This window comes from Streptomyces sp. NBC_00704 (assembly GCF_036226605.1).
Taxonomy (GTDB): Bacteria; Actinomycetota; Actinomycetes; order Streptomycetales; family Streptomycetaceae; genus Streptomyces.
The window spans coordinates 2,904,830-2,927,523 of the sequence record NZ_CP109000.1 but is presented as its reverse complement, the minus strand read 5'-3'; the positions used below and the strand labels follow the sequence as shown (position 1 = coordinate 2,927,523).

Sequence of the window (22,694 nt, the reverse complement as noted above, 5' to 3'; positions counted from 1 at the left end):
CGGAGGGGCGCGCGGAAGGACCGGAGTGGCGCGAAGGGTGCGGTGGCCAGGCGGCTGGCGGCGGGCCTCGTCCTGCTGATCGTGTCCGCTCTCCTCGCCGTCGCCGCACCGGGCGCCGCCCAGGCCGCCACCGCCAACGGCTGCAAGGGCCGCAAGGTGCGCACCCTGCCCTTCTCCACGGGCTCCGTGCAGCTCTTCCGCGACGGCGGGTACGTCTGCGCCGTCACCGTGCAGAAGCACCCGGGCACCAGACGGCTGGTCGCGGTGAGCCTTCAGGCACGCGGTCTGCGCGCCGTGTCGAAGTCCCGCCGGGACACCCGCAGTTCGCCTCCGGCGCGGGTGTACGCGGGCCACCGCTACGTGCGGGTGACGGGAACAGTGACCGGCGGCTCGTACCGGTCCGTCTGGTTCCGCTGCTGAACCCCCGCTGAAGTCCTTGAAGCGCCAAGCCCCTCTGGTGTGACGGGTGTTGCTCCGATACCTTCCGGCGACGCACATCAGTCTCACAGGGAGGGTGCACGCGCATGCGCAAGGCGCTCAGATGGCTGCTCGCGCTCATGGTGCTCATAGGCACGGTGAGCACGGCGGGAGCGGCCACCGCCGCAACACCGGAGGCCGTCGACATCAAGGACCGGCTCCTCGCCGTGCCGGGCATGAGCCTGGTCGAGGAGAAGCCGTACCCCGGCTACCGGTTCTTCGTCCTCGAATACACGCAGCCGGTGGACCACAGGCACCCCGGCAAGGGCACGTTCCAGCAGCGGATCACCGTGCTGCACAAAGACGTCAGCCGCCCGACGGTGTTCTACACCGGCGGATACAACGTCTCCACGACACCGGGCCGCCGGGAGCCCACCCAGATCGTGGACGGCAACCAGGTCTCCATGGAGTACCGCTTCTTCACCCCGTCCCGCCCGTCCCCCGCCGACTGGTCCAAGCTGGACATCTGGCAGGCGGCGAGCGACCAGCACCGCATCTTCACCGCGCTGAAGAAGATCTACGGCAAGAAGTGGATCTCCACCGGCGGCTCCAAGGGCGGTATGACGGCCACCTACTACGAGCGCTTCTACCCCCGGGACATGGACGGCGTCGTCGCCTACGTGGCCCCCAACGACGTCGTCAACGACGAGGACTCGGCCTACGACCGCTTCTTCGCCTCCGTCGGCACCAAGGAGTGCCGCGACCGGCTGAACGCCGTGCAGCGCGAGGCGCTGGTGCGCCGGGCGCCGCTGGAGAAGAAGTACGCGGCCTACGCGGCGGAGAACGGCTACACCTTCACCACCGTCGGCAGCCTGGACCGCGCCTACGAGGCCGTCGTCCTCGACTACGTCTGGGGCTTCTGGCAGTACAGCCTGCTGTCCGACTGCGCCACCGTCCCGGCGGACGCGGCCACGGCCACGGACGACGAGATCTGGAACTCGGTCGACACGATCTCCGGCTTCTCCGCCTACGCCGACCAGGGCCTGGCGACGTACACCCCGTACTACTACCAGGCGGGCACCCAACTCGGCGCGCCCACCATCCACTTCCCGTACATCGAGAAGAAGTACGTCCGCTACGGCTACCAGCCGCCGCGCAACTTCGTCCCCCGGGACATCCCCATGAGGTTCCAGCCGTCCGCGATGCGCGACGTCGACGCGTGGGTGCGGCACAACGCCCGGCACATGCTCTTCGTCTACGGCCAGAACGACCCGTGGGGCGCCGAGCGGTTCCGGCTGGGCAAGGGCGCGAAGGACAGCTACGTCTTCACCGCTCCCGGCCTGAACCACGGCGCGAACGTGGCCGGTCTCGTCCCCGGCCAGAAGGCGCTGGCCACGGCCCGCATCCTGGACTGGGCGGGCGTCCCGGCGCCGACGGCCGCACAGGCCAGGCCGCTGGCGAAGTTCGACGCGCGCCTGGACGTGCGTGACGTGGAGCGGGAACCGGCGCTGCGCCCGTAGCGCGCCGCCGCGCCGGCACCGCCGACCCACACCGGTCCGACCGGTTGGAGTGGTGAGGAAAGGAAGGGAGGGCCGTGGACGCCGGGCGATGTGCCCGGACGCCCGCGGCCCTCCCTTCGTGCGCCGGAAGCGACGCCCACGCGCACCCGGCAGTCAGGCCCAGTAGGTCAGACCGTGTCCGATCGGATAGAGCGTGCGGGCGGGGTCGTCCGCACGGCGCACGGGTACCGGGAGCCGGCCGCGCGGGGAGACCGCGCCGGCGATCACCCGGGCGGCCGCCCGCAGTTCGACGTCCGTCCAGCAGTAGGTCGCCAGGCAGGCCCGCACGGACGCGAGCAGGGCCACGTCGTAGGGGTTGCGGACGGCCGCCGCGACGACGGGCCGGCCGGTCGCGGTCAGCTCCCGCACCAGGGTGCGCTGTGAGCTGTCCGCCGTGACGTCGTAGGTCGTCACCACCACGGCGTCGGCCCCGGCCGCGGCGGCCACCGCCCGGGCGATCGCCTCCGGCGAGGGGTCCGTGCCCGTCGGCAGGGCCGTCGCCGTGAAGCCGAGCGCGGTGAGCGCGGCGGCGAGGACCCCGGTGGGCGGGCCCGTCGTGCCGGACGGGGAGGCCGGGTCGGCGCCCGCCACCAGGATCCGCGGGTGGGTCCGGGGGGACAGCGGGAGCACGGGACCCTCGTTGACGAGCAGCGTCGTGGTGCGCTCGGCGAGCCGGTCGGCCGCCGTCAGATGCGCCGGGGCGCCCACCGTCCGGCCGACGTCGCCCACGCGCACGTAGGGATCGTCGAACAGGCCCAGCCTTTCCTTCAGCCGCAGGATCCGCAGCACCGACTCGTCGAGCCGCTCCTCGGTCAGCTCGCCGTTGCGCACCGCGTTCAGCACGGCGTTCCAGGCCACGTCCAGCTTCGGCGGGTTGAGGAGCTGGTCGACGCCTGCCCGCAGCGCGAGCACCGGCACCCGGTCGTCGCCGTACTTGGTGCGCACGCCCGCCATGTCGAGGGCGTCGGTGATCACGACCCCGTCGAAGCCCAGCCGTTCGCGCAGCAGGCCGGTGACGACGGGCCGGGACAGGGTGGCCGGGTCGCCGGAGCCGTCGAGGGAGGGCATGACGATGTGCGCGGTCATCAGGGAGTCGACGCCGGCCGCGATCGCGGCCCGGAACGGCGGCGCGTCCAGCGCCTCCCACTCCTCGCGCGTGTGGGTGATGACGGGGAAGCCGGTGTGGCTGTCGACGGCCGTGTCGCCGTGGCCGGGGAAGTGCTTGGCGGTCGCCGCCACCCCGGCGGCCCGGTACCCCTCGATCTCCGCCGCGACCAGGCCGGCCACCGCGTCCGGGTCGGCGCCGAAGGAGCGGACGCCGATCACCGGGTTCGCCGGGTCGACGTTGACGTCGGCGACGGGGGAGTAGTCCTGCCGGATGCCCATGGCCCGCAGCTCACGGCCCGAGAGCAGCCCGAGGGTGCGGGCGTCGGCCCGGTCGCCTCCCGCGCCGATCGCCATCGCGCCCGGGAAGAGGGCGGCGGGCCTGCCCACCCGGCACACGACGCCGTGCTCCTGGTCGGTGGAGATCAGCACCGGCAGCCCGCGCGGCTGCCCGAGGGACGCCCGCTGGAGGCCGTCGGACAGCTCCGCGATCTGGCCGGGGTCGCGGGTGTTGTGCGCCCACGTGAAGTAGATGATCCCGCCGAGCCGGTAGCGCGCGAGCAGCTCGGCGGCCGTGCGCACGCCGAAGTCGGCGAGGTTGGCGGCGGCGTCGGCCGGGTCGGGCGCGGTCGCCGAGTGGCCGTGGACCCGTGAGACGAAGACCTGGCCGACCTTCTCCGGCAGGGTCATCCGGGACAGCAGGACCTCGGGCCGACGGTCGCCCGCGCGGGCCGTGCCGCCCGCGGCGAGGGCGGCGGTGACGCCGGCGGTGGCGGCGAGAACGGTGCGTCTGGAGGGCATGTGCGCTCCTTCCGGTGGGGGGCCGGTGGCGCACGCTACCCGCGGGGACGCCGCCGTCCGCGCATTGGAGGAGGCGCGCCGACAACGGCCCGGCGACCGGCCGCCGGACGGCGCGGCGCGGACCACTCCCCGCGACTGCCCCCGGGCGGCGCTGGGCGGGCCGGTCCCCGTGACGGCTTCGGGCGGTCACGGTCGGCGGGCTGACGCGTGCGGCCACTGCTCGCGCAGCACCCGCACCGTCTCGGCGATCGCCGGCCGCCTCGCCGCCCCCGACCGCCACAGCGCGTACAGCCGCCGGACGGGCGTCGGGTCGAGCGGCACCTCCACCGCGCCCGGCGGCAGCGGGCCCCGACCGAGCCGCGGGATGAGGGCGACGCCCAGCCCGGCCGCGACCAGTGCCACCAGGGTCGGGTTCTCCTCGGCGGTGTGCACCAGGTCGGGCTCGTGCCCCGCCGCGCGCAGGGTGCGCACCAGCCAGTCGTGGCAGACCCGGCCCGGTGGCTGGCAGATCCAGCGCTCGCCGCCCAGCTCCTCGCGCCGCACCCCCGTCCGCCCGGCGAACGGATGCCCCTCGGGGACCAGCAGGTCGCACGCGTCGTCCCCGATCACCGCGTGCTCGACGCCGGCCGGGGCGGGCAGCGGCGCGATGTCCCAGTCGTGTGCGACGGCGAGGTCCACGGCCCCCTTCGCGACCAGGTCCACCGACAGATGCGGGTCGACCTCGGTGAGCCGGGCGTCCAGCGCGGGATGCCTGCGGGCCAGGTCGGCGAGGGCGCCCGGCAGCAGCCCGCGCGCCGCCGAGGCGAACGCGGCGATGGTCAGCCGCCCGGCCGGCACCCCGCGCCGCTCCTCCAGCTCGGTCTCGGTGCGCTCCACGATCGCCAGCAACTCCTTGGCCGCGGCGACGAGTTGCAGCGCCTCGTCGGTGAGGCGGATGCCGCGCCCCTCCCGCTCCAGCAGCACGGTCCTGGTCTCCCGCTCCAGCTTGGCGAGCTGCTGGGAGACCGCCGACGGCGTGTAGCCGAGGGCGGCGGCCGCGGCGCCGACGGTTCCGTGCACCGACACGGCGTGCAGGGCGCGCAGGCGCTGGAGATCGAGCACGGCGGGCTCCTCGGACGCGGGGACGGATCAGCGGGGACGCCGGAACAGATCAGCGTTGCTTCATCCAACCATGCAGCAATCTTCGCTGGTGCTACATGGTCCGGACGGGCGATCCTCGACGCATGCGACCCGCTCACCTCGCCCTCGCCGTCCTCGTCGCCGCCGTCTGGGGCGTCAACTTCACCGTCATCGAGATCGGCCTCGGCCACTTCCCGCCGCTGCTCTTCTCCGCCCTGCGCTTCCTGGTGGCGGCGCTGCCCGCGGTGTTCCTGGTGGGCCGCCCGAAGGTGGCCTGGAAGTGGATCGTCTCGGTGGGACTCGTGCTGGGCGTGGCGAAGTTCGGGCTGCTGTTCGTCGGCATGGACGCGGGCATGCCGGCCGGCCTGTCCTCGCTGGTCCTCCAGATCCAGTCGGTGTTCACCGCCGCCATCGCGTTCGCCGTGCTCGGCGAACGTCCCACCCGGATCCGTCTGCTGGGGATGGCCGTGGCCCTGGCCGGCATCGGCGTGGCGGCCGCGGACGAGGGCGCCTCGGGCCCGCTCGGCGCGTTCGCCCTGGTCATCGCGGCGGCGGCCTGCTGGGGCGCGTCGAACGTGCTCACCCGCAAGGCGTCCCCGCCGGACGCGCTGAACTTCATGGTGTGGGTGAGCACCGTCCCGGTCCTGCCGCTGCTCGCCCTCTCCCTGCTGACCGAGGGCCCCACGCGCGATCTGGCCGCCCTGCGCGGCCTGGACTGGCAGGGCGCGGGCACGCTCGTCTACGTCGCCTGGGTGACGACCGTCTTCGGGTTCGGGGCCTGGGGCTGGCTGCTGCACCGTCACCCGGCGTCCACCGTCGCCCCCTTCTCCCTGCTGGTCCCGGTCTTCGGCATGACGTCGGCCGCCGTCTTCCTCGACGAGTCGGTGAGCGGCCCGCGCTGGTGCGCCGCCGCGCTCCTGGTGGGCGGCGTCGCGCTGACCTCCCTGGCGCCGGCGCGGAAGCCCGCCGGCCGTCCCGCGCGGGACGGCGCGCAAGCTCCGGCGTCCCCGCCGGCCTCCTCGCCCGTCCCAGCGCCCGGTTCCCCGCCGGCTTCCTCGCCCGTTCCCGTGCCCGGTTCCGGGACGGTTTCCGCGGCCGTTCCCGTGCCCGGTTCCGGGGCGGTTTCCGCGGCCGCCCCCGCCGACGGAGCGGGTCCGGCGGTCGTCCATCCCGTGGACGTACCGGCAGCGGGGCGGACCGGCGCGGGATCATGAGGGGCATGGCCCTCGTCGACATCCCCGGTTCCAAGTCACTCACCGCCCGCGCCCTGTTCCTGGCCGCGGCCGCCGACGGAGTCACCACCCTTCAGCGGCCCCTGCGTTCGGACGACACCGAGGGGTTCGCCGAGGGCCTGACCCGGCTCGGCTACCGCGTCGGACGGACGCCGGACGCCTGGCAGATCGACGGCCGCCCGCAGGGACCGGCGCGCGCCGAGGCCGACGTGTACTGCCGGGACGGCGCGACCACGGCACGCTTCCTGCCGGCCCTTGTCGCCGCCGGGCACGGCGTCTACCGCTTCGACGCCTCGCCCCAGATGCGCCGCCGCCCCCTGCTCCCGCTCACCCGCGCACTGCGCGACCTGGGCGTGGACCTGCGGCACGAGGAGGCGGAGGGCCACCACCCGCTCACCGTGCGGGCGGCCGGCGTCGAGGGCGGGGAGGTCGTGCTGGACGCCGGCCAGTCCTCCCAGTACCTGACCGCCCTCCTGCTGCTCGGCCCGCTCACCCGCACCGGGCTGCGCGTCACCGTCACCGACCTGGTGTCCGCGCCGTACGTGGACATCACGATCGCCATGATGCGGGCCTTCGGCGCGGACGTGGTCCGCGAGGGGAACACCTTCGTCGTCCCGCCGGGCGGCTACCGGGCGACCACGTACGCCATCGAGCCCGACGCGTCGACCGCGAGCTACTTCTTCGCGGCGGCCGCCGTCACCGGCGGCGAGGTGACCGTGCCGGGGCTCGGCGCGGACGCGCTCCAGGGCGACCTGGGCTTCGTGGACGTCCTGCGCCGGATGGGCGCCCGCGTCGAGGTCGGCGCCGACCGCACGACGGTGGCCGGGACGGGCGAACTGCGCGGCCTCACCGTCACCATGCGGGACATCTCCGACACGATGCCGACGCTCGCCGCGATCGCCCCCTTCGCCTCCGGGCCCGTGCGCATCGAGGACGTGGCGAACACCCGGGTCAAGGAGTGCGACCGGCTGGAGGCCTGCGCGGAGAACCTGCGGCGGATGGGGGTGCGGGTGGCCACCGGCCCGGACTGGATCGAGATCGTGCCCGGCGCCGCCCCCGTCGGCGCCGACGTCAAGACCTTCGGCGACCACCGCATCGTCATGTCCTTCGCGGTGACCGGCCTGCGCGTCCCCGGAATCTCGTTCGACGACCCCGGCTGCGTCCGCAAGACTTTCCCCGGCTTCCACGAGGCGTTCGCGCGACTGGACGTCTGATCAGGACGCCGTCCGCCGCCGGGCGGGCGGCCCGCGAACGGCACGGCTGGGAGAGGACGGCGTCGGGTGGGCTTCATGCTGGAGGGACCGGTTCTGGAGGGCGCACTGGTGCGCCTGGAGCCGCTGGAGCGGCGGCACGCCGCCGAACTGGCGGAGGCGGCGGAGGAGGACCGCTCCACGTACGCCTACACGTGGGTGCCCCGCGGGCACGAGACCGCCGACTACGTCGAAGCCCAGCTCGCCCGCGCGGCGACCGGCCGGCTCGCCCCGTACGCGCAGATCAGCCTCGCCTCCGGCCGGGCGGTCGGCGCGACCTCGTACTGGGAGCCGCGGTGCTGGCGCTCCGACGACCGCCTCGACGCCGTCGAGGTCGGCTTCACCTGGCTCGCCGGCTCCGCCCAGGGCACGGGCGTCAACGCCGAGGCCAAGCTGCTGCTCTTCCGGCACGCCTTCGAGCAGTGGGACGTCTCCCGGGTGGACCTCAAGACGGACGCCCGCAACGCCCGTTCGCGCGCGGCGATCGAGAGCGTCGGCGCCCGCTTCGAGGGCGTCCTGCGCAGCTGGTCGCGCTCCTGGGCACCGGGCGAGGACGACAGCCTCCGCGACTCCGCGATCTTCTCCCTCACGGCGGGCGAATGGCCCGAATGCGAACAGCGCCTGACCGCCCGCGTCGCCCGCCACCTCTCCGGCCGGACCTGAGCCCCAGGCCCGGGCCGACCGCGCCCGCCCGACGTCACGGGCGCGGTCGGGCGGTTCGCCGGCCGGTCACTCGCGTGCACCGCTCAGGTGATCCGCTCGGGCGCCGCGCTCGTCCGTCGTCTTCGTGGGATCCGCCGGTGGTGACCGGCGTCCGTCACGCCGAGTCGTTGAGCAGCCGGCCCAGGTGGGCGCGGCCGTCGTCGAGGAGGCCCGCCAGCGGCTCGGCGTTCTCGTGCCAGCGCTTCTCGTACTCCCAGCACAGCCAGCCGTCCCAGCCGTTGCGGGCCAGGACCTCGACGCACTCCGCGAGGGGCAGCACGCCGGAGCCCAGAGCCAGCGGCGTCGTGTCCTCGGCCGAGGCGATGTCCTTGACCTGCACGTACCCGAGGAACGGGGAGAGCGCGGCGTAGGTGTCCTGCGGCTGCTCGCCGCCCAGCCAGGTGTGCATGACGTCCCACAGCGCGCCGACCTGCCGGTGTCCGACGGGGCCGATGATCCGGATGACGTCCGCGCCCGTGCGGTGCGAGTCGTGGGTCTCCACCAGGATGCGCACGCCGAGGTCGGCGGCGTGTTCGGCGGCGGTCCCGAGGCGCCGGGCCGCGATCGCGTCGGCGTCGGCGTCCGCGTCGCTCTGCTCCTCGGATCCGTCCGGGGTTCCGCCGGGGAAGACGCGGACGAAGGGCGCGCCGAGATCGCGGGCGAGGCCGACGAGGGCGCGGATCTCGTCGAGCACGGGTTCGTCGTCGCCGGGCGCGGCGGCCCGCGCGTACCCGGCGATCCCGAGGATCTCGACGCCCGCCGACTTGAACTCGGCGGCGACGTCGGCGCGTTCCTGCGCAGTCAGTCCCGGGTGGACCGGTTCCTCGGGATGGGCGCGTACCTCCACGCCGTGATAGCCGTGCGCGACCGCGAGCCGCAGCACTTCGGAGACGGGCAGACCGGGGACACCGAGAGTGGAAAAGGCGAACTTCATGCCACCACTCTCACCCGGAGGCGGCACACGGGTCCAGCGCAGGCGAGGGCGATTCCCCCTGTGTCTGCCGGTGAGCAGAACGCGGTCCCGAAGAGCGGCTCGGTCGTCGCGGCGCAGTCGTGGACGCGGACGGCCCGGCCCGGCAGGAAGCAGCCGCTCCGCTCGCCGTCGGGCAGGCCGCCGACCAGGTCGAGGATCTTCCGTGCCGCGTCCTCGACCCGGACGTCCCAGATCCAGGGTCTGCCGCATCCCGCCCCCGACCCAGACGTCCCAAGTCCAGGGTCTGTCCTGCCTCGTCCTCGCCCCGGACCTCGGCGACCTCGCCCCGCACGCTCCCCGCGGCGAACGGGCTGCCGGGATCGGCGCTGCGGACGACCTCCGGCAGCCGGGCCTCCCGGTGGGCGGAGCGCAGTCTCACTTCCGGGGGGCGCCCGACGACCCGCGCACCATCAACTCGCCGCGGATCGTGGCGATGCCGCCCGGCGGCGGCTCCTCGCGGCCCATGGCGATCCGTCCCGCGCGGGCCCCCGCCTCCGCCAGCGGCAGCCGCACCGTCGTCAGGGACGGCACGACGTCGATGCTGAACGGCAGGTCGTCGAAGCCCGCCACCGACACGTCCTCCGGGATCCGCAGCCCCGACTCCCGCAGGGCGGCGCAGGCTCCGAGCGCGACGGAGTCGTTGGCGGCGACGACCGCCGTCAGCGAGGGGTCGCGGCGCAGCAGCTCCAGCGTCGCCTCGTAGCCGGCCCGGCGGTCGTAGCGGCCGTGCACGGTCCAGCGCGGGTCCTCCTCGACGCCGGCCGCGGCCAGCGCCGCCCGGTGGCCCTCCAGCCGGTGCCGGGTGGTCGTGCGCTCCTCGGGGCCCGCGATGTAGCCGAGCCGCCGGTGGCCGAGCCCGAGGAGGTGCTCGGTCAGCTCGCGTCCGCCCCCGCGGTTGTCGAAGGTCAGGGCTATGGCCGAGGTGTCCGGCGCGGGCGGCCGGCCGCACAGCACCACGCGGGTGCCGGCCTCGCCGAGCCGGCGCAGCTTGGACGCCACCGCCGAGGCGTGCGGCTCGTCCTCCACGGCCCCGCCGGTGAGCACCACGGCCGCCGCCCGCTGCCGCTGCAACAGCGTCAGGTAGGTCAGCTCGCGCTCCGGCGAGCCCCCGGTGTTGCAGACCACCGCGAGCCGTTCGCCGCCGGCGCGGCCGCCCGGACCCCCGATCTCGGACTGGATCGCGCTCGCCATGATCCCGAAGAAGGGGTCGGCGATGTCGTTCACCAGGATGCCGACCAGGTCGGAGGTGGCCGCGGCCAGCGCGCTCGCCGGCCCGTTCAGCACGTAGTCCAGCTCGTCGACCGCCCGCAGCACCCGCTCCCTGGTGGTGGCCGCCACGGGGTAGTTCCCGTTCAGCACGCGCGACACCGTCGCGGGCGAGACCTGCGCGCGGGCCGCCACGTCCGCCAGGGTCACCGTCATCTCGTCGTCCTCCGGTCACACATCTCGTCGTACGTCGTCGTACGCCCTGGTGGACAGCGGCCTTGGCAGGCGCGGTTCCGGGCGTGTCGAGCCGACCTTACGGCCCAGGACCCCCGTTGTTCGCCCCCTCGAACAACTCGGGATGGACACGGTCTTGTCCGGACCACCGGTCAGAGGCTAGCTTCTTCCTGTATAGAAAGCGCTTGCTGTCACGCTGATCAGGAAGAGGCGTACGCGGCGCGCACAACGCGTACGAACCGCGCAGACACCTTGCGCGCGACGCCTATGAAGGGATCGACGTGACACGCAGAACGGTGCGGATCGCCATGAACGGCGTGACCGGACGCATGGGTTACCGCCAGCACCTCGTCCGCTCCATCCTGGCCCTGCGCGACCAGGGCGGCCTCGACCTCGGCGACGGCACCGTCCTGTGGCCGGAACCCGTCCTCGTCGGCCGCCGCGAGCACGCCCTCAAGGCGCTCGCCGAGCAGCACGGCCTGGACCCGGAGAACGTCTCCACCGACCTCGACGCGGTGCTCGACGACCCGACCGTCGAGATCTACTTCGACGCCCAGGTCACCTCCGCCCGCGAGGAGGCGATCCGCAAGGCCGTCGCCGCCGGCAAGCACATCTACACCGAGAAGCCCACCGCCACCGGCCTCGACGGCGCCCTGGAGCTGGCCCGCCTGGCCACCGCCGCGGGCGTCAAGCACGGCGTCGTCCAGGACAAGCTGTTCCTGCCGGGCCTGCTCAAGCTCAAGCGGCTCATCGACGGCGGCTTCTTCGGCCGGATCCTGTCCGTGCGCGGGGAGTTCGGCTACTGGGTCTTCGAGGGCGACTGGCAGGCCGCCCAGCGTCCGTCGTGGAACTACCGCGCGGAGGACGGCGGCGGCATCGTCGTCGACATGTTCCCGCACTGGGAGTACGTCCTGCACGAGCTGTTCGGCCGGGTGAAGTCCGTCCAGGCCCTCACCGCCACCCACATCCCGCAGCGCTGGGACGAGCAGGACAAGCCCTACGACGCCACCGCCGACGACGCCGCCTACGGCGTCTTCGAGCTGGAGGGCGGCGCCATCGCCCAGATCAACTCCTCCTGGGCGGTGCGCGTGAACCGCGACGAACTCGTCGAGTTCCAGGTCGACGGCACCGAGGGCTCCGCCGTCGCCGGACTGCGCAACTGCCGCGTCCAGCACCGCTCCGCCACCCCCAAGCCGGTCTGGAACCCGGACATCCCCGCCACCGAGGTCTTCCGCGACCAGTGGCAGGAGGTCCCCGACAACGGCGAGTTCGACAACGGCTTCAAGGCCCAGTGGGAGCTGTTCCTCAGGCACGTCTACGCCGACGCCCCCTACCACTGGGACCTGCTGGCCGGCGCCCGCGGCGTCCAGCTCGCCGAACTGGGCCTGAGGTCCTCCGCCGAGGGCCGCCGCCTGGACGTCCCGGAGGTCACGCTGTGACGATCCGGCTGCCCGGCGCGGACGGCGCCCTGCGGACCTACGAACCCCGCACCGAACCGCTCGCCCTGACCACCGGCGCGCCCTTCACCTCCCGTACCGTCTACTCGGCGGCGCACGTCGTCGCCGACCCGTTCGCGGACGTCTCGCCCGACTCGCCCGCCGCCGTCGACTGGGACGCCACCCTCGCCTTCCGCCGCCACCTGTGGTCCCACGGGCTCGGCGTCGCCGAGGCGATGGACACCGCCCAGCGCGGCATGGGCCTGGACTGGGCGGGCGCGGCCGAGCTGATCCGCCGCTCCGCCGCCGAGGCCAGGACGGTCGGCGGCCGGATCGCCTGCGGCGTCGGCACCGACCAGCTCACCGCCGGCGGCACGCTCGCCGAGGTCCGCGCGGCCTACGAGGAGCAGCTCGCCCTCGTCGAGGAATCGGGCGCGCGCTCCATCCTGATGGCGTCGCGTGCCCTCGCGGCGGCCGCCTCGGGCCCCGAGGACTACCTGGACGTCTACGGCCACCTGCTGCGCCAGGCGTCCGAGCCGGTGATCCTGCACTGGCTGGGCCCGATGTTCGACCCGGCGCTGGAGGGCTACTGGGGCTCGTCCGACCTGGACGCGGCCACGGACACCTTCCTGGAGGTCATCGCCGCCCACCCCGACAAGGTGGAGGGCATCAAGGTCTCGCTGCTCGACGCCGGGCGCGAGATCGACATCCGGCGCAGGCTGCCGCAGGGCGTGCGCTGCTACACCGGCGACGACTTCAACTACCCCGAGCTGATCGCGGGCGACGAACAGGGCTTCAGCCACGCCCTGCTCGGCATCTTCGACCCGCTGGGCCCGCTGGCGGCGGAGGCGGTCCGCGTCCTCGACACGGGGAACACGGCCGGCTTCCGTGAACTCCTCGACCCCACCGTCGAGTTGTCCCGCCACCTGTTCCAGCCCCCCACCCGCTTCTACAAGACGGGCGTGGTGTTCCTGGCCTGGCTGGCCGGCCACCAGTCGCACTTCACGATGGTCGGCGGCCTGCAGTCGGCCCGCTCCCTCCCGCACTTCGCCTGCGCCTACGAACTCGCCGACGGCCTGGGCCTGTTCCCCGACCCGAAGCTGGCCGAGGAGCGGATGAAGACCCTGCTCGCCCTGTACGGAGTGACCCAGTGAGCAACCCGGACCTGAGCCGCTTCTCCATCAACCAGATGACGGTGAAGCAGCTGTCCCTGCCCGAACTCGCCGCCGCCTGCGTCGACTTGGGCGTGACCAACGTCGGCCTGTGGCGTGAGCCCGTGCAGACGTACGGCGTGGAGGCGACCGCCAAGCTGGTGCGCGACGCGGGCCTGACGGTGACGACCCTGTGCCGCGGCGGCTTCCTCACGGCGACAGACCCGGACGAGCGGGCGGAGGCCCTCGCCGACAACCGCCGGGCGGTCGACGAGGCGGCCGCCCTCGGCACCGAGGTGCTCGTCCTCGTCTCCGGCGGCCTGCCCGCCGGATCCAAGGACCTGCACGGCGCCCGCGAACGCATCGCCGACGCCCTCGCCGTCCTCGGCCCCTACGCCGAGGAGCACGGGGTGAAGCTGGCCATCGAGCCCCTGCACCCCATGTACGCGGCCGACCGCTGCGTGGTCTCCACCCTCACCCAGGCCCTGGACCTCGCGGAACGCTTCCCGGCCCACCAGGTCGGCGTCACCGTCGACACCTACCACATCTGGTGGGACGACCAGGCCCCCGCCCAGATCGTCCGGGCGGGCGCGGGCGGCCGCATCCACACCTTCCAGCTCGCCGACTGGACGACGCCCCTGCCCGAGGGCGTCCTCAACGGCCGCGGCCAGATCGGCGACGGCGCGATCGACATGCGCGAGTGGCAGGGCCACGTGGAGGCGGCCGGGTACACGGGCGCGATCGAGGTCGAACTCTTCAACGACGGCCTGTGGGCCCGGGACGGCCGCGAGGTCCTGGCCGAGACGGCGCAGCGGTTCCTGGCGCACGTGAACCGGTAGCCTCCGTCACCGGACGGGTCACCGTCCCGGACCATACGGCCACCGGGTCCGGGACGGCGACCAAGACCCGAAGACCGCTCGTGTCGCTGCGGCGAGCGGTCAGCCGTAGTGGTACCGGGCCTTGATGACCACGACGGCCTTGTCCTCCACCGCGTACACCAGACGGTGCTCGTCGTCGATCCGGCGGGACCAGAACCCGGACAGCTCGCCCCTCAGGGGCTCCGGCTTCCCGATCCCCGCGAAGGGATCGCGTCGGCAGTCGTCGATCACCTTCGCCAGACGGCGGCACATCTTCGGATCGGTCGTCGCCCAATACGCGAAGTCGTCCCATCCGTCGGGAGTGAAGCGGATGTCCCTCACCCCTCACCCTCCGTGGCGGCGTACAGCTCGTCGACGGTCTTCTCGACGGTTTCCCCGGCTTTGTAGGCTGCGACGGCCCTCATCAGCCGCGCCGCGTTGGCGGGGGACCGCAGGAGGTACACGGTCTCCTGCCATGAGCGGTAGTCATCGGCGGACATCAGCACCGCGTCGCCCGACCTGGAGGTGATCTCCACGACGGTGTGGTCGTTGTTGACCTGCTCGATCAGGGGGAACAGGGTCTTCCTCGCCTCGCTGGCACTTATCGACATGGCAGACTCCTCTTCTCCTGGCGGTACGAGAAAACGGTACCAGTAGTGGTGCGAGTTTTCGGTACCAGAAGCGGCCGTCCGGGGGCGGCGCCCGGCCGCGGGCGCCGTGCGACGGCCGCTGGGCGTGCCGGGCGCCCACAGGCCCTCCCGTCTCAGCGCTCCCTGTCCGCCGCCATGATGCCGACGCATTCCTCGAGTGCTGCGTGCAGCGACGGTACGAAAGCGGCGAGTTCGGCGTCCGACGACCTGCCTCCCTCCAGTACGGCCCCGACGACCGTCGCCAGGACGGCGGCGGCCTTCAGGGCGTGCGCGTCGGCCAGCTCCTCCAGGACCCCGCCGGGACGCGCGACCACGAACGCCTCCTTGCCGGTGGCGGGATCGACGCCGATGCTGCGAAAGCGCCGCGCGCTCATGCGACGGCCCCCGACGGTACGTGGAGCTGGTGACCCAGGGCTACGAGGTACGGGCGCACCAGAGGGAGCCCGTCGGCGAGGATCACATCCGTGGGGAGCGGGCGCGTCCCGGTTGCGCGGGCGCGCGGCTGCGGGGGAGAGGCCGGGAGCGGCGGGGGCCCGAGCGTGCGGTGCGCTCCGCGCGGCGGCAGGAAGAAGCTCAGGATCGCGGTCAGTAGGCTGCGCACAGGTCGACTCCTTGGGTCGGCTGAGCCCCGGCGCGGAAGCCTTCACCCTTCCCGCCGGGGCGTCTTTGTCCTCCGGAGCCTAGCCCAGTAGCGGTAGTGGTAGGTAGTGGTTGGTAGTAGTACTAAGTAATGCGCGGTGGAAGGTAGCGGCATACGGTCAGCGGGTGGACAAGATCAGCCCCGATTCGCCGCAGTACGTCTATGAACAGCTCGCCGCGATCATCGAACGGAAGATCCGTTCCGGTGAGTACCCGCCGGGCACGAGGCTGCCGGGCGAACTCACCATGACGCACGAGCACAAGGTCGGTCCGGGCACCGTGCGCCGCGCTCTGGACATCCTTCGGGACAGGGGACTGGTGGTGACCGTACGGGCCCGGGGTTCATTCGTCTCCGACCCCCTGCCGCCCGCACCCGAGGCGCCCGAGCCGTCTGCCTAGTACGGCCGGCTCCGGGAGTGACGAAGGGGCCGCCCTCCGCCAGGTGTGAGCGGATGGGCGGCCCCGGTGGTGCCCGGACGTGACGCGGCGGGTCAGTCGGGCAGGTGGCTCAGCAGCCAGGTGCACAGCTCCCGAGTGATCCCGGTGTGCGGCGTGGTCGTCGACGAACAGACGAAGTCGTCCAGCTCGCTCTCTTCCGGGGACATTTCGGTGATCTTCGCGTACAACGCATCCTGCGTGTCGACGTCGCGGATGGCGACCGCGCTCACCGACGGCACGAAGCACACCTCCTCGTGCCGCAGATCCACCGTGCCGCCGAGCTTCTCCATCGCGTCGGCGAGGATCTTGTACGTGTGCAGGGTGCCGCCCGGCGCGCCGTCCAGCTCCGGGAAGCCGTCGGTGGTGATGGTCTTCTCGGCCGCGGGGAACCGCCGGTTCAGGTAGGCGACCGTCACGTCGTCGCCCTGGGCCTGGGTGTAGAAGGTGGTGCCCGGGTAGATCTGGGCGATGCGCAGCGCGATGGCCCCGGGCGTGACGTCCGGGAGGCCGACCCCGTCGGCGCGGCCGTTGGCGACCGCGATCTTCCGCGGCTCCGCCGGCCACCAGCCGACCTCTGCCAGCGCGTCGAGGAACTCCGTGCGCTCCTTGGCGATCCCGATCTTCCCGGTGTCCTTGTCGTAGTGCCGCCACAGCATCTGACGCGCCGCCGGGCTGTCCATCTGCTTCGCGAAGTCGTTCGCGAACGGGATGAAGTACGAGAACGCCTGCACGCCGACGGGGATGGACGCGCCCCGGTGGGGGCTGTCGTACGAGAAGTACAGCTCGGTCTCGTGGGGGCGGTTCCCCTGGGACTCCATCTTGGCCAGCGCGTACCGGGTGACGATGCCGCCCATGCTGAACCCGCCGACGACCAGCGGGGCGTTGCCCTGCCGCCGGGTGATGGCCTCGACGATGGCTGCCTCGGCGGCCTGCGCGTTGTCCAGGATCGACGCGCTGCGCTCCTCGAAACCGAGCAGGATGACGTCTCTGCCGCGGCTGCGCAGCTCGCTGACGAAGGGGAAGCCGCTCTCCAGGCCCTGATACAGCTTGTCGAGCTTGCTGCGGCCGAGGTTGAAACCGTCGGCCATGATCACGGGGCGGACGAGGCTGCCGGGGGTGGTGTTGCCCTCGCCCCGGAAGATCCAGGCGAAGCCGTTCGGCAGGGTCCAGTCCTCGTGTTCCGGGACCTCGACCGGGGTGGGGGGTTCGACGGTGATAGCGGCGCCGAGGGTGAACGTGCCGACGTTGGGCTCGGCTGTCTCCGACATGGTCGTGCTCCTTTGTGGGAGGGGTGGGGAACGACCACATCATGGGGGGCGATTTGCCCCTGTCACCCGTTTGACCTGCGGAGTTCATTACAAGTGATGCAATGCGCCGGGGAGGTGTTTGATGCGCCTGGCATGTGCCGATGGCCTGTTTCGTTCGCTCCGCTGTTCGTCGGCGATCCGGCGGGAGCGGAAGCGGAAGCGGCCCTCAGGCCTCTCGCTCCGCCCCCGGCATCCCGGCCCGCAGGTGTGCCGCCAGTTGCTGAAGCTCGGTGAGGGCGCGCGGGTCCGTGCCGTCTCCCAGTGGGTAGTGCAGGGCCGGGGCGGAGGCGGGGCCCAGGGCGAGGGGGCGCACCGGGAGGGGTGGGCGGCGGGCGTGGGTGAGGCCGATGTCGCGTACGTCCCGCGCGCCCAAAGTGAAGGCGACCGGAAGGGGCGGTGCCTGGAGCACGGGCGCGGTGGTGAGGTCGCGGGAGGCCCGGCGGACCGAGACCAGCATCGTCGTCAGGCCGTGCTGCTCGACGAGGGTCTCCGCGAGGGGCGTGATCGCGTCCAGCGGCGGCTCCTCGTCGGCCCCGTGGCCGAGGGTCAGGGTGACGTCCTGCTCGACGCCCGCCGTCGTCCGGGTGACCCGTATCCACGCCAGCGCGGGCCGGCCGGGGTGCCCGGCGACGACCAGGTGGGTGGGCTCCGGCGCCCGGTCGCGTGCCAGGCCGGTCAGCCTGTGCGGCGACCACGGCAGGTTGACGGGCTCCGCCGTGCCCCAGCCCGCGGGCGGCGAGCCGGTGAGCGCCCGCCAGGCCGTCTCCACGCCTTCGCCCAGGACGACGTCCTCCTGTGCGGGGAGCACGGTACGGAACGCCACGATCAGCTGCCGCTCCGCGCTCGGGGACGTCCGTCCGAACGCGTCGGCGACCGCGGCCGTGCCGTCGGCTCCGACCGCCGGCGCGAACGTCCCGTCCTGCCAGCGCAGCACCGCTCCGGACAGTCCGTCGTAATAGCCCTGCGCCGGGTCCTGGACGACCCAGCGGTTGGGCGGCTGTACGAGCGTGGCGCGGGCCGGGGCGCTGAGCCGCACGTGCGGCGGGGTGACGAGGTGCAGGGCGCGGCCCGACTCCGCGGTGTCGCGCAGCAGTTCGGAGAGCCAGGTGGTCAGGGCCAGGACGGGCCGGTCGGCCAGGACGACGGCCGTGCTCTCGGTGAGGACGTCCACGACCGGCCCGCCGTCGTCGGGTGCGACGACCGCGCTCACGTCCACGACGTCGGTGCTCGCGGCCGTCTCGGGCCAGGTGCTGCCGCCCAGCAGCAGGGCGAGCCGCCCGCACACCGACCCCGCGAGCCGCTCGGCCTCGGGCACGGCGCCGGAGGCCCGCGCCTCGGTCCACCAGAACGGCACGGGCACGTCCCGCCCGAGCAGCCGTTCGGCCTCCCCGGGGACCTGGACGAGCAGTGGGGCCTCCACGGACACCAGGGGTCTGCCGTCCGGGGCGCACAGCCGCAGCACGGCGCCCTCGGATCCGGCGGTCACCCGCGTCCGGGGGCCGCCCGCGTACAGGCCGGCCAGCAGAGCCCAGGTGTCCGGCATCTTGGGGGTGAGGGCGATGACGTCCTTGGTCACGACTCGTCCTTTCCGGCGGCCCCGGCGTTCCTGGTCTCCCCGGCATCGGCCAGCGCGGTCTGGACGAGCTGGTGGCGGCGGCCCCGGCGGACCAGGGTGCCGCGGCCGGGCGGCTGCTGGGAGGCGTACAGGCCGGGGAAAAGCTGTCCCTCGGTACGGTCGCCGGTCATGACCAGGGCGGTGGCGCCCGTCTCGCGCAGGGTGGTCAGGAGCGGTTCGTACAGGGCACGGGAGGCTCCGGCGGCGCGGCGCGCGAGGACGAAGTGCAGGCCGATGTCCTGGGCGCTGGAGACGTACGGCACGAAGGGCGCGAGGGGCTGCTGTCCGGCGGTGGTGAGGATGTCGTAGTCGTCGACGAGGATGACGATCCGCGGGCCGCGGAAGGAGGGTTCGCCGGTCTCGGGCGCGTCGGGGTCGGCGGTCTCCGGGAGCCGTTTTTCGAGTTCGGCGGCGATGCCGGTGGAGAGGGCGCCGGCGAGCGCGGCGTTGTGGGCGTAACCGCCCCGGTACGGCTCGGGGACGACGCCGCGCAGCCCGCGGCGAGGGTCGAAGACGCCGAAGACCAGCTCCTCGTCGGAGTACCGCTCGACGAGGCCGGCGACGATCAGCTTCAGAAGATTCGTCTTGCCGCATTCGTTGTCGCCGAGGACCAGCAGGTGCTGGTCGCCGCCGAAGAGGTCGAGCAGTACGGGGGCGAGGGCTTCCTGGCCGAGGCCGATGGGTATGCGCCGCGGTTCGGCGGCCGGCGAGGGCAGCCGGGTCGCCGGAAGCCGGGCGGGCAGCACCCGCACCGGGGCGGCGGGTGCGCCGTGCCAGGTGGCGTGGACGGTCCGCGCCGCCTCGTCCAGGGCCGGGCCCAGGTCGCCCGTCGTGGGCGAGCCGTCGAGGCGCGGCAGGGCGACCTGCGCGAACAGTCTGCCGTCGGTGAGCACCCGGCCCGGCACGTCCGGCGAGAGGGTCTCGGAGAGCTTGCGGTCGACGGAGGAGTCGGCCGGGTCGTTCAGGCGCAGTTCGACGCGCGTGCCGAACATCGACTGGGTGGCGATGCGGACGTCGTTCCAGCGCAGCATGCCCGCCACCACGTGGATCCCGTAGCCGCCGCCGCGCTTCAACAGGTCGGCGACGGGCTCGTCGAGGTCGGCGAAGTCGTCGCGCAGCGCACCGAACCCGTCGACGACGAGGACCACGTCGGTGGAGCCGAGCTGCGGCAGCCGGCCCTCGGCGCGGAGCCGGCGGAGCTGGTCGACGGAGTCGATGCCGTGCTCGCGGAACACCGTCTCGCGCTCGGCGAGCATGGTCCGCACCTCGGCGACCGTACGGGCCGCGCGCTCGCGGTCGGCCCGTCCGGCGATGCCGCCGACGTGCGGCAGGGCGGCCAGCGCCGAGAGGCCGCCGCCGACCAGGTCCAGGCCGTACACGGCGACGTCGCGCGGGGTGTGGGTGGCCGCCAGGGACAGCACGAGGGTCCTCAGCAGCGTGGTCTTGCCGGACTGGGGGCCGCCGATCACGGCCACGTGCCCGCCGGCCGTGGTCAGGTCCAGCACCCACTGGCCCTGCCACTGCCGGGCCGGGTCGTCGAGCACGCCGAGCGGCGCCCGCATGCCGCCCGTGGCGCGCGCCAGGTGCAGTCCGCGCTCGGAGACCCGGACCGGGCCGGCGGCCGCGTCCAGGGTGACGGCGTCCGGCAGCGGCGGCAGCCAGATGCGGCGCACGGCCGGCGCGGCGCCGGCGAGCCGGCCGACCATGAGGGACAGCACGGTCGGGCCGGTCTCCCGCCGGGTGGCGGCCGATTCCTCCTGCTCCTCCTCGGCCCGCTGCCCGGTGTCGTACGTCGGGTAGGGCAGGACCAGCGGTTCGTCGTCGTGCCGGTCGCGCACCGCGGGTCCGCGGTGCGCCCCGGAGACGTATCCGGCCTTGAACCGTTCGTAGGTGGACGTGTCGACCTTCAGATAGCCGAACCCCGGCAGGGGCGGCAGATGGAAGGCGTCGGTGGTGTCGAGGACCGTGCGGGACTCGTCGGCGGAGAACGTCCGCAAGCCCAGCCGGTACGACAGGTAGGTGTCCAGGCCCTTGAGCTTGCCGCCCTCGATGCGCTGACTGGACAGCAGCAGATGCACGCCGATGGAGCGGCCGATACGGCCGATGGACAGGAACAGGTCGATGAAGTCCGGTTTGGCGGTGAGGAGTTCGCCGAACTCGTCGATGACGACGAACAGGTGCGGGAGCGGTTCGAGGTCCGGCCTGCGGGTCGCGCGCAGCACGGCGTAGTGACCGATGTCGGCGACGTTCCCGGCGTCCTTGAGAACCTGCTGGCGGCGTCTGACCTCGCCGGCGAGGCTCGTGTGGACCCGCTCGACGAGACCGGCCTGGTTCTCCAGGTTGGTGATCATCCCTGCGACGTGGGGCAGTTCGGCGAAGGGGGCGAAGGTGGCGCCGCCCTTGTAGTCGACCAGGACGAGCGCGAGGTCCTCCGGGGAGTGCGTGGCGGCCAGTGCGAGCACGAGGGTGCGCAGCAGCTCGCTCTTGCCGGAACCGGTCGCGCCCACGCACAGGCCGTGCGGTCCCATGCCTAGCTGGGAGGACTCCTTCAGGTCGAGCAGCACGGACTCGTGACGCTCCGTCAGCCCGATGGGGACGCGCAGGAAGTCACGTTCGCCGCGCGGCTTCCACAGCGTGGGGACATCCGGTTCGGCGGGGTCGGCGATGCCGAGGAGCGCGGGGAAGTCGACCGGTCCGGTGACGGGAGCGCCTTCGGCGGCGGACTCCGGTGACAGCCGCAGCGGGGCCAGCAGACGGGCGATGCCCTCGGCGCCCGCGACGGTGACCGGGTCGACGACGCCCTCGGCGGCGAAGCCGCGCAGATCGTCGACGACCACCCGGTCGCCGTGGACGGAGATGCGGACGCCGACCTCGTCCGGTTCGTGGATCTGCTCCTGGAGGAGGTGCACCACGGTGACGCCCATGTCGGACAGCCCGACCGCCGAGTCCGGGCGCGGCAGGTCGCCCGCGGGCTCGCCGTAGGCGTCCACGACGACCAGCAACCGGCCGGCCAGCCGCAACGCGTCCCGGTCGGCCAGACCGCGCCGCACCTCTGCCGCGTACGCGGACCGCCGGCCCAGATCGTGGCGGAGCCGTTCGGCCAGTCGCCTCGGATCGGGCGCGATGCGGCGTGCGGCCACCGGGCCGTCGTGCGCCTGCGGATCCAGCACATGGGGCAGCCACTTGGCCCACTCCCACTCGGCCGACCGCTCGGGAGGGACGGCCAGCGCGAGCGCCACGTCGTCCGGCGCGTGCGTCACGGCCGTCTGCACGAGCAGCGCACGGGCCACCCGCAGGACGCCCTCCCGGTCGCCGACGACGCTGACGTTCCCGGCGCGGTCCAGCGGCACCGGCAACGGCACGTCGGCGGCCGTCGCGAACCTGCGTTGCAGGGCGCGCGCCTCGTTGAGCATGAACGGGTCCGGCGGCGTCAGCACCCCGCCGGCGCCGCTCTGCTGAACGACCGGCTCCTGGACCGGCACGTCACCGAGGCCGACCCGCACCCGCAGGAAGTCGGCGTCCTTGCGGCGCCGCTCCCACAGCCGGGCCGGATCCCGCACCAGGTCGTACAGGGCGTCCGGCGACGGGTTCAGCTCCCGCTCCGCATCCCGCAGCCGGCGCTCGGCGGCCCCCATCTCCTCCCGCAACTCCTCCAGGTAGTCCAGGTAGCGCTCGCGCTGGGTGCGCCGGGTGCGCTGCGCCTTGCCGCGCTGGGACAGGAACAGGGCCACCGCCCCCAGCAGCGCGAAGACCAGGACGACCGCGCCCAGCACCGCGAACCGGCTGTTGCGGATCACGGTCATCATGACCACGGAACCCATGACGCCGGCCATCGGCAGCAGCGCGGTCGCCGCGTTGCCGATCTTGCCCTCGGGCAGGTTGGGCGGCGCCTCGACCGTGCGCGGCCGGACGGGTTCGAGCGGGCGGGTGCTGCGGGCGGGCCGGTGGACGATTCTCAGGGTCACGGGCGGAGTTCTCCGGAGCGGGTCGTGACGGAGGAGGGG

General features: G+C 73.4%; 19 protein-coding genes. 9 read left to right on the top strand and 10 right to left on the bottom strand.

The features are described 5' to 3' along the window. The first annotated feature begins 42 nt into the window (after nucleotides 1-42). Both OG802_RS12825 and OG802_RS12820 read left to right on the top strand, forming a co-directional pair. Nucleotides 43-420 (top strand): hypothetical protein, encoded by a 378-nt coding sequence (locus OG802_RS12825; RefSeq protein ID WP_329410170.1) that lies wholly within the window; start codon nucleotides 43-45, stop codon nucleotides 418-420. Between the two features lie 104 nt (nucleotides 421-524). Beyond that, the gene (locus tag OG802_RS12820; protein WP_329410168.1) at nucleotides 525-1,937 is read left to right on the top strand and encodes a S28 family serine protease; all 1,413 of its coding nucleotides are present in this window, start codon (nucleotides 525-527) and stop codon (nucleotides 1,935-1,937) included. A 153-nt stretch (nucleotides 1,938-2,090) separates the two neighbouring features. Here the strand turns inward: OG802_RS12820 and OG802_RS12815 are convergent, their stop codons facing one another. Then, nucleotides 2,091-3,881 carry a glycoside hydrolase family 3 protein gene (locus OG802_RS12815; protein WP_329410166.1) on the bottom strand — a complete coding sequence of 597 codons (1,791 nt, stop codon included), beginning with the start codon at nucleotides 3,879-3,881 and terminating at the stop codon, nucleotides 2,091-2,093. Between the two features lie 186 nt (nucleotides 3,882-4,067). Further along, nucleotides 4,068-4,982: a LysR family transcriptional regulator gene (locus OG802_RS12810; protein WP_329410164.1), complete on the bottom strand. Its 915-nt coding sequence runs from the start codon at nucleotides 4,980-4,982 to the stop codon at nucleotides 4,068-4,070. A gap of 122 nt (nucleotides 4,983-5,104) precedes the next feature. Here OG802_RS12810 and OG802_RS12805 point away from each other — a divergent pair, with 122 nt between their 5' ends. The 3 genes from OG802_RS12805 (at nucleotide 5,105) to OG802_RS12795 (ending at nucleotide 8,145) form a co-directional block, all read left to right on the top strand. Beyond that, entirely contained in the window at nucleotides 5,105-6,214 is a 1,110-nt protein-coding gene (locus tag OG802_RS12805; RefSeq protein WP_329410162.1) for an EamA family transporter, read from the top strand. Nucleotides 6,215-6,219: 5 nt separating this feature from the next. After that, on the top strand, nucleotides 6,220-7,446 hold the full coding sequence (gene aroA / locus OG802_RS12800; protein ID WP_329410160.1) for a 3-phosphoshikimate 1-carboxyvinyltransferase: 1,227 nt from the start codon (nucleotides 6,220-6,222) through the stop codon (nucleotides 7,444-7,446). A gap of 66 nt (nucleotides 7,447-7,512) precedes the next feature. Then, the gene (locus tag OG802_RS12795) at nucleotides 7,513-8,145 is read left to right on the top strand and encodes a GNAT family N-acetyltransferase (protein WP_329410159.1); all 633 of its coding nucleotides are present in this window, start codon (nucleotides 7,513-7,515) and stop codon (nucleotides 8,143-8,145) included. 154 nt (nucleotides 8,146-8,299) lie between these two features. Here OG802_RS12795 and OG802_RS12790 read toward each other — a convergent pair whose 3' ends face one another. Both OG802_RS12790 and OG802_RS12785 read right to left on the bottom strand, forming a co-directional pair. Next, nucleotides 8,300-9,118, bottom strand: a complete 819-nt coding sequence (locus tag OG802_RS12790; RefSeq protein ID WP_329410157.1) for a sugar phosphate isomerase/epimerase family protein — start codon at nucleotides 9,116-9,118, stop codon at nucleotides 8,300-8,302. A 414-nt stretch (nucleotides 9,119-9,532) separates the two neighbouring features. Continuing rightward, a complete protein-coding gene (locus OG802_RS12785; RefSeq protein ID WP_329410156.1) occupies nucleotides 9,533-10,579 on the bottom strand; it encodes a LacI family DNA-binding transcriptional regulator in 1,047 nt (348 codons plus the stop codon). A gap of 299 nt (nucleotides 10,580-10,878) precedes the next feature. Here OG802_RS12785 and OG802_RS12780 point away from each other — a divergent pair, with 299 nt between their 5' ends. The 3 genes from OG802_RS12780 to OG802_RS12770 are packed head-to-tail and all read left to right on the top strand — an operon-like array spanning nucleotide 10,879 to nucleotide 14,023. Further along, nucleotides 10,879-12,036 carry a Gfo/Idh/MocA family protein gene (locus OG802_RS12780; protein WP_329410154.1) on the top strand — a complete coding sequence of 386 codons (1,158 nt, stop codon included), beginning with the start codon at nucleotides 10,879-10,881 and terminating at the stop codon, nucleotides 12,034-12,036. Then, nucleotides 12,033-13,187: a dihydrodipicolinate synthase family protein gene (locus OG802_RS12775; protein WP_329410152.1), complete on the top strand. Its 1,155-nt coding sequence runs from the start codon at nucleotides 12,033-12,035 to the stop codon at nucleotides 13,185-13,187. Before OG802_RS12780 ends, OG802_RS12775 begins: the two co-directional genes overlap by 4 nt. A gap of 35 nt (nucleotides 13,188-13,222) precedes the next feature. Next, complete coding sequence (locus OG802_RS12770) at nucleotides 13,223-14,023, top strand: sugar phosphate isomerase/epimerase family protein (RefSeq protein WP_443055442.1); 801 nt, start codon at nucleotides 13,223-13,225, stop codon at nucleotides 14,021-14,023. 99 nt (nucleotides 14,024-14,122) lie between these two features. Here OG802_RS12770 and OG802_RS12765 read toward each other — a convergent pair whose 3' ends face one another. From OG802_RS12765 to OG802_RS12755, 3 genes are all read right to left on the bottom strand, one after another. Beyond that, the gene (locus OG802_RS12765; protein WP_069771073.1) at nucleotides 14,123-14,383 is read right to left on the bottom strand and encodes a Txe/YoeB family addiction module toxin; all 261 of its coding nucleotides are present in this window, start codon (nucleotides 14,381-14,383) and stop codon (nucleotides 14,123-14,125) included. Continuing rightward, nucleotides 14,380-14,652: a type II toxin-antitoxin system Phd/YefM family antitoxin gene (locus tag OG802_RS12760; RefSeq protein WP_329410146.1), complete on the bottom strand. Its 273-nt coding sequence runs from the start codon at nucleotides 14,650-14,652 to the stop codon at nucleotides 14,380-14,382. The genes OG802_RS12765 and OG802_RS12760 overlap by 4 nt, the downstream gene beginning before the upstream one ends. A 152-nt stretch (nucleotides 14,653-14,804) precedes the next feature. After that, nucleotides 14,805-15,065: a hypothetical protein gene (locus OG802_RS12755; RefSeq protein ID WP_329410144.1), complete on the bottom strand. Its 261-nt coding sequence runs from the start codon at nucleotides 15,063-15,065 to the stop codon at nucleotides 14,805-14,807. 391 nt (nucleotides 15,066-15,456) lie between these two features. On the opposite strand from OG802_RS12755, the gene OG802_RS12750 reads away from it, so the two are divergent. Beyond that, nucleotides 15,457-15,729: a GntR family transcriptional regulator gene (locus OG802_RS12750; protein ID WP_329410143.1), complete on the top strand. Its 273-nt coding sequence runs from the start codon at nucleotides 15,457-15,459 to the stop codon at nucleotides 15,727-15,729. A 92-nt stretch (nucleotides 15,730-15,821) separates the two neighbouring features. Here the strand turns inward: OG802_RS12750 and OG802_RS12745 are convergent, their stop codons facing one another. The 3 genes from OG802_RS12745 to eccCa all read right to left on the bottom strand — a co-directional run bounded on the left by OG802_RS12745 (nucleotide 15,822) and on the right by eccCa (nucleotide 22,655). Further along, nucleotides 15,822-17,036 carry a hypothetical protein gene (locus tag OG802_RS12745; protein ID WP_329410142.1) on the bottom strand — a complete coding sequence of 405 codons (1,215 nt, stop codon included), beginning with the start codon at nucleotides 17,034-17,036 and terminating at the stop codon, nucleotides 15,822-15,824. A gap of 205 nt (nucleotides 17,037-17,241) precedes the next feature. After that, a complete protein-coding gene (locus tag OG802_RS12740; RefSeq protein WP_329410140.1) occupies nucleotides 17,242-18,651 on the bottom strand; it encodes a DUF6177 family protein in 1,410 nt (469 codons plus the stop codon). Further along, nucleotides 18,648-22,655: a type VII secretion protein EccCa gene (eccCa, locus tag OG802_RS12735; protein WP_329410139.1), complete on the bottom strand. Its 4,008-nt coding sequence runs from the start codon at nucleotides 22,653-22,655 to the stop codon at nucleotides 18,648-18,650. The genes OG802_RS12740 and eccCa overlap by 4 nt, the downstream gene beginning before the upstream one ends. Between the last annotated feature and the right edge of the window lie 39 nt (nucleotides 22,656-22,694).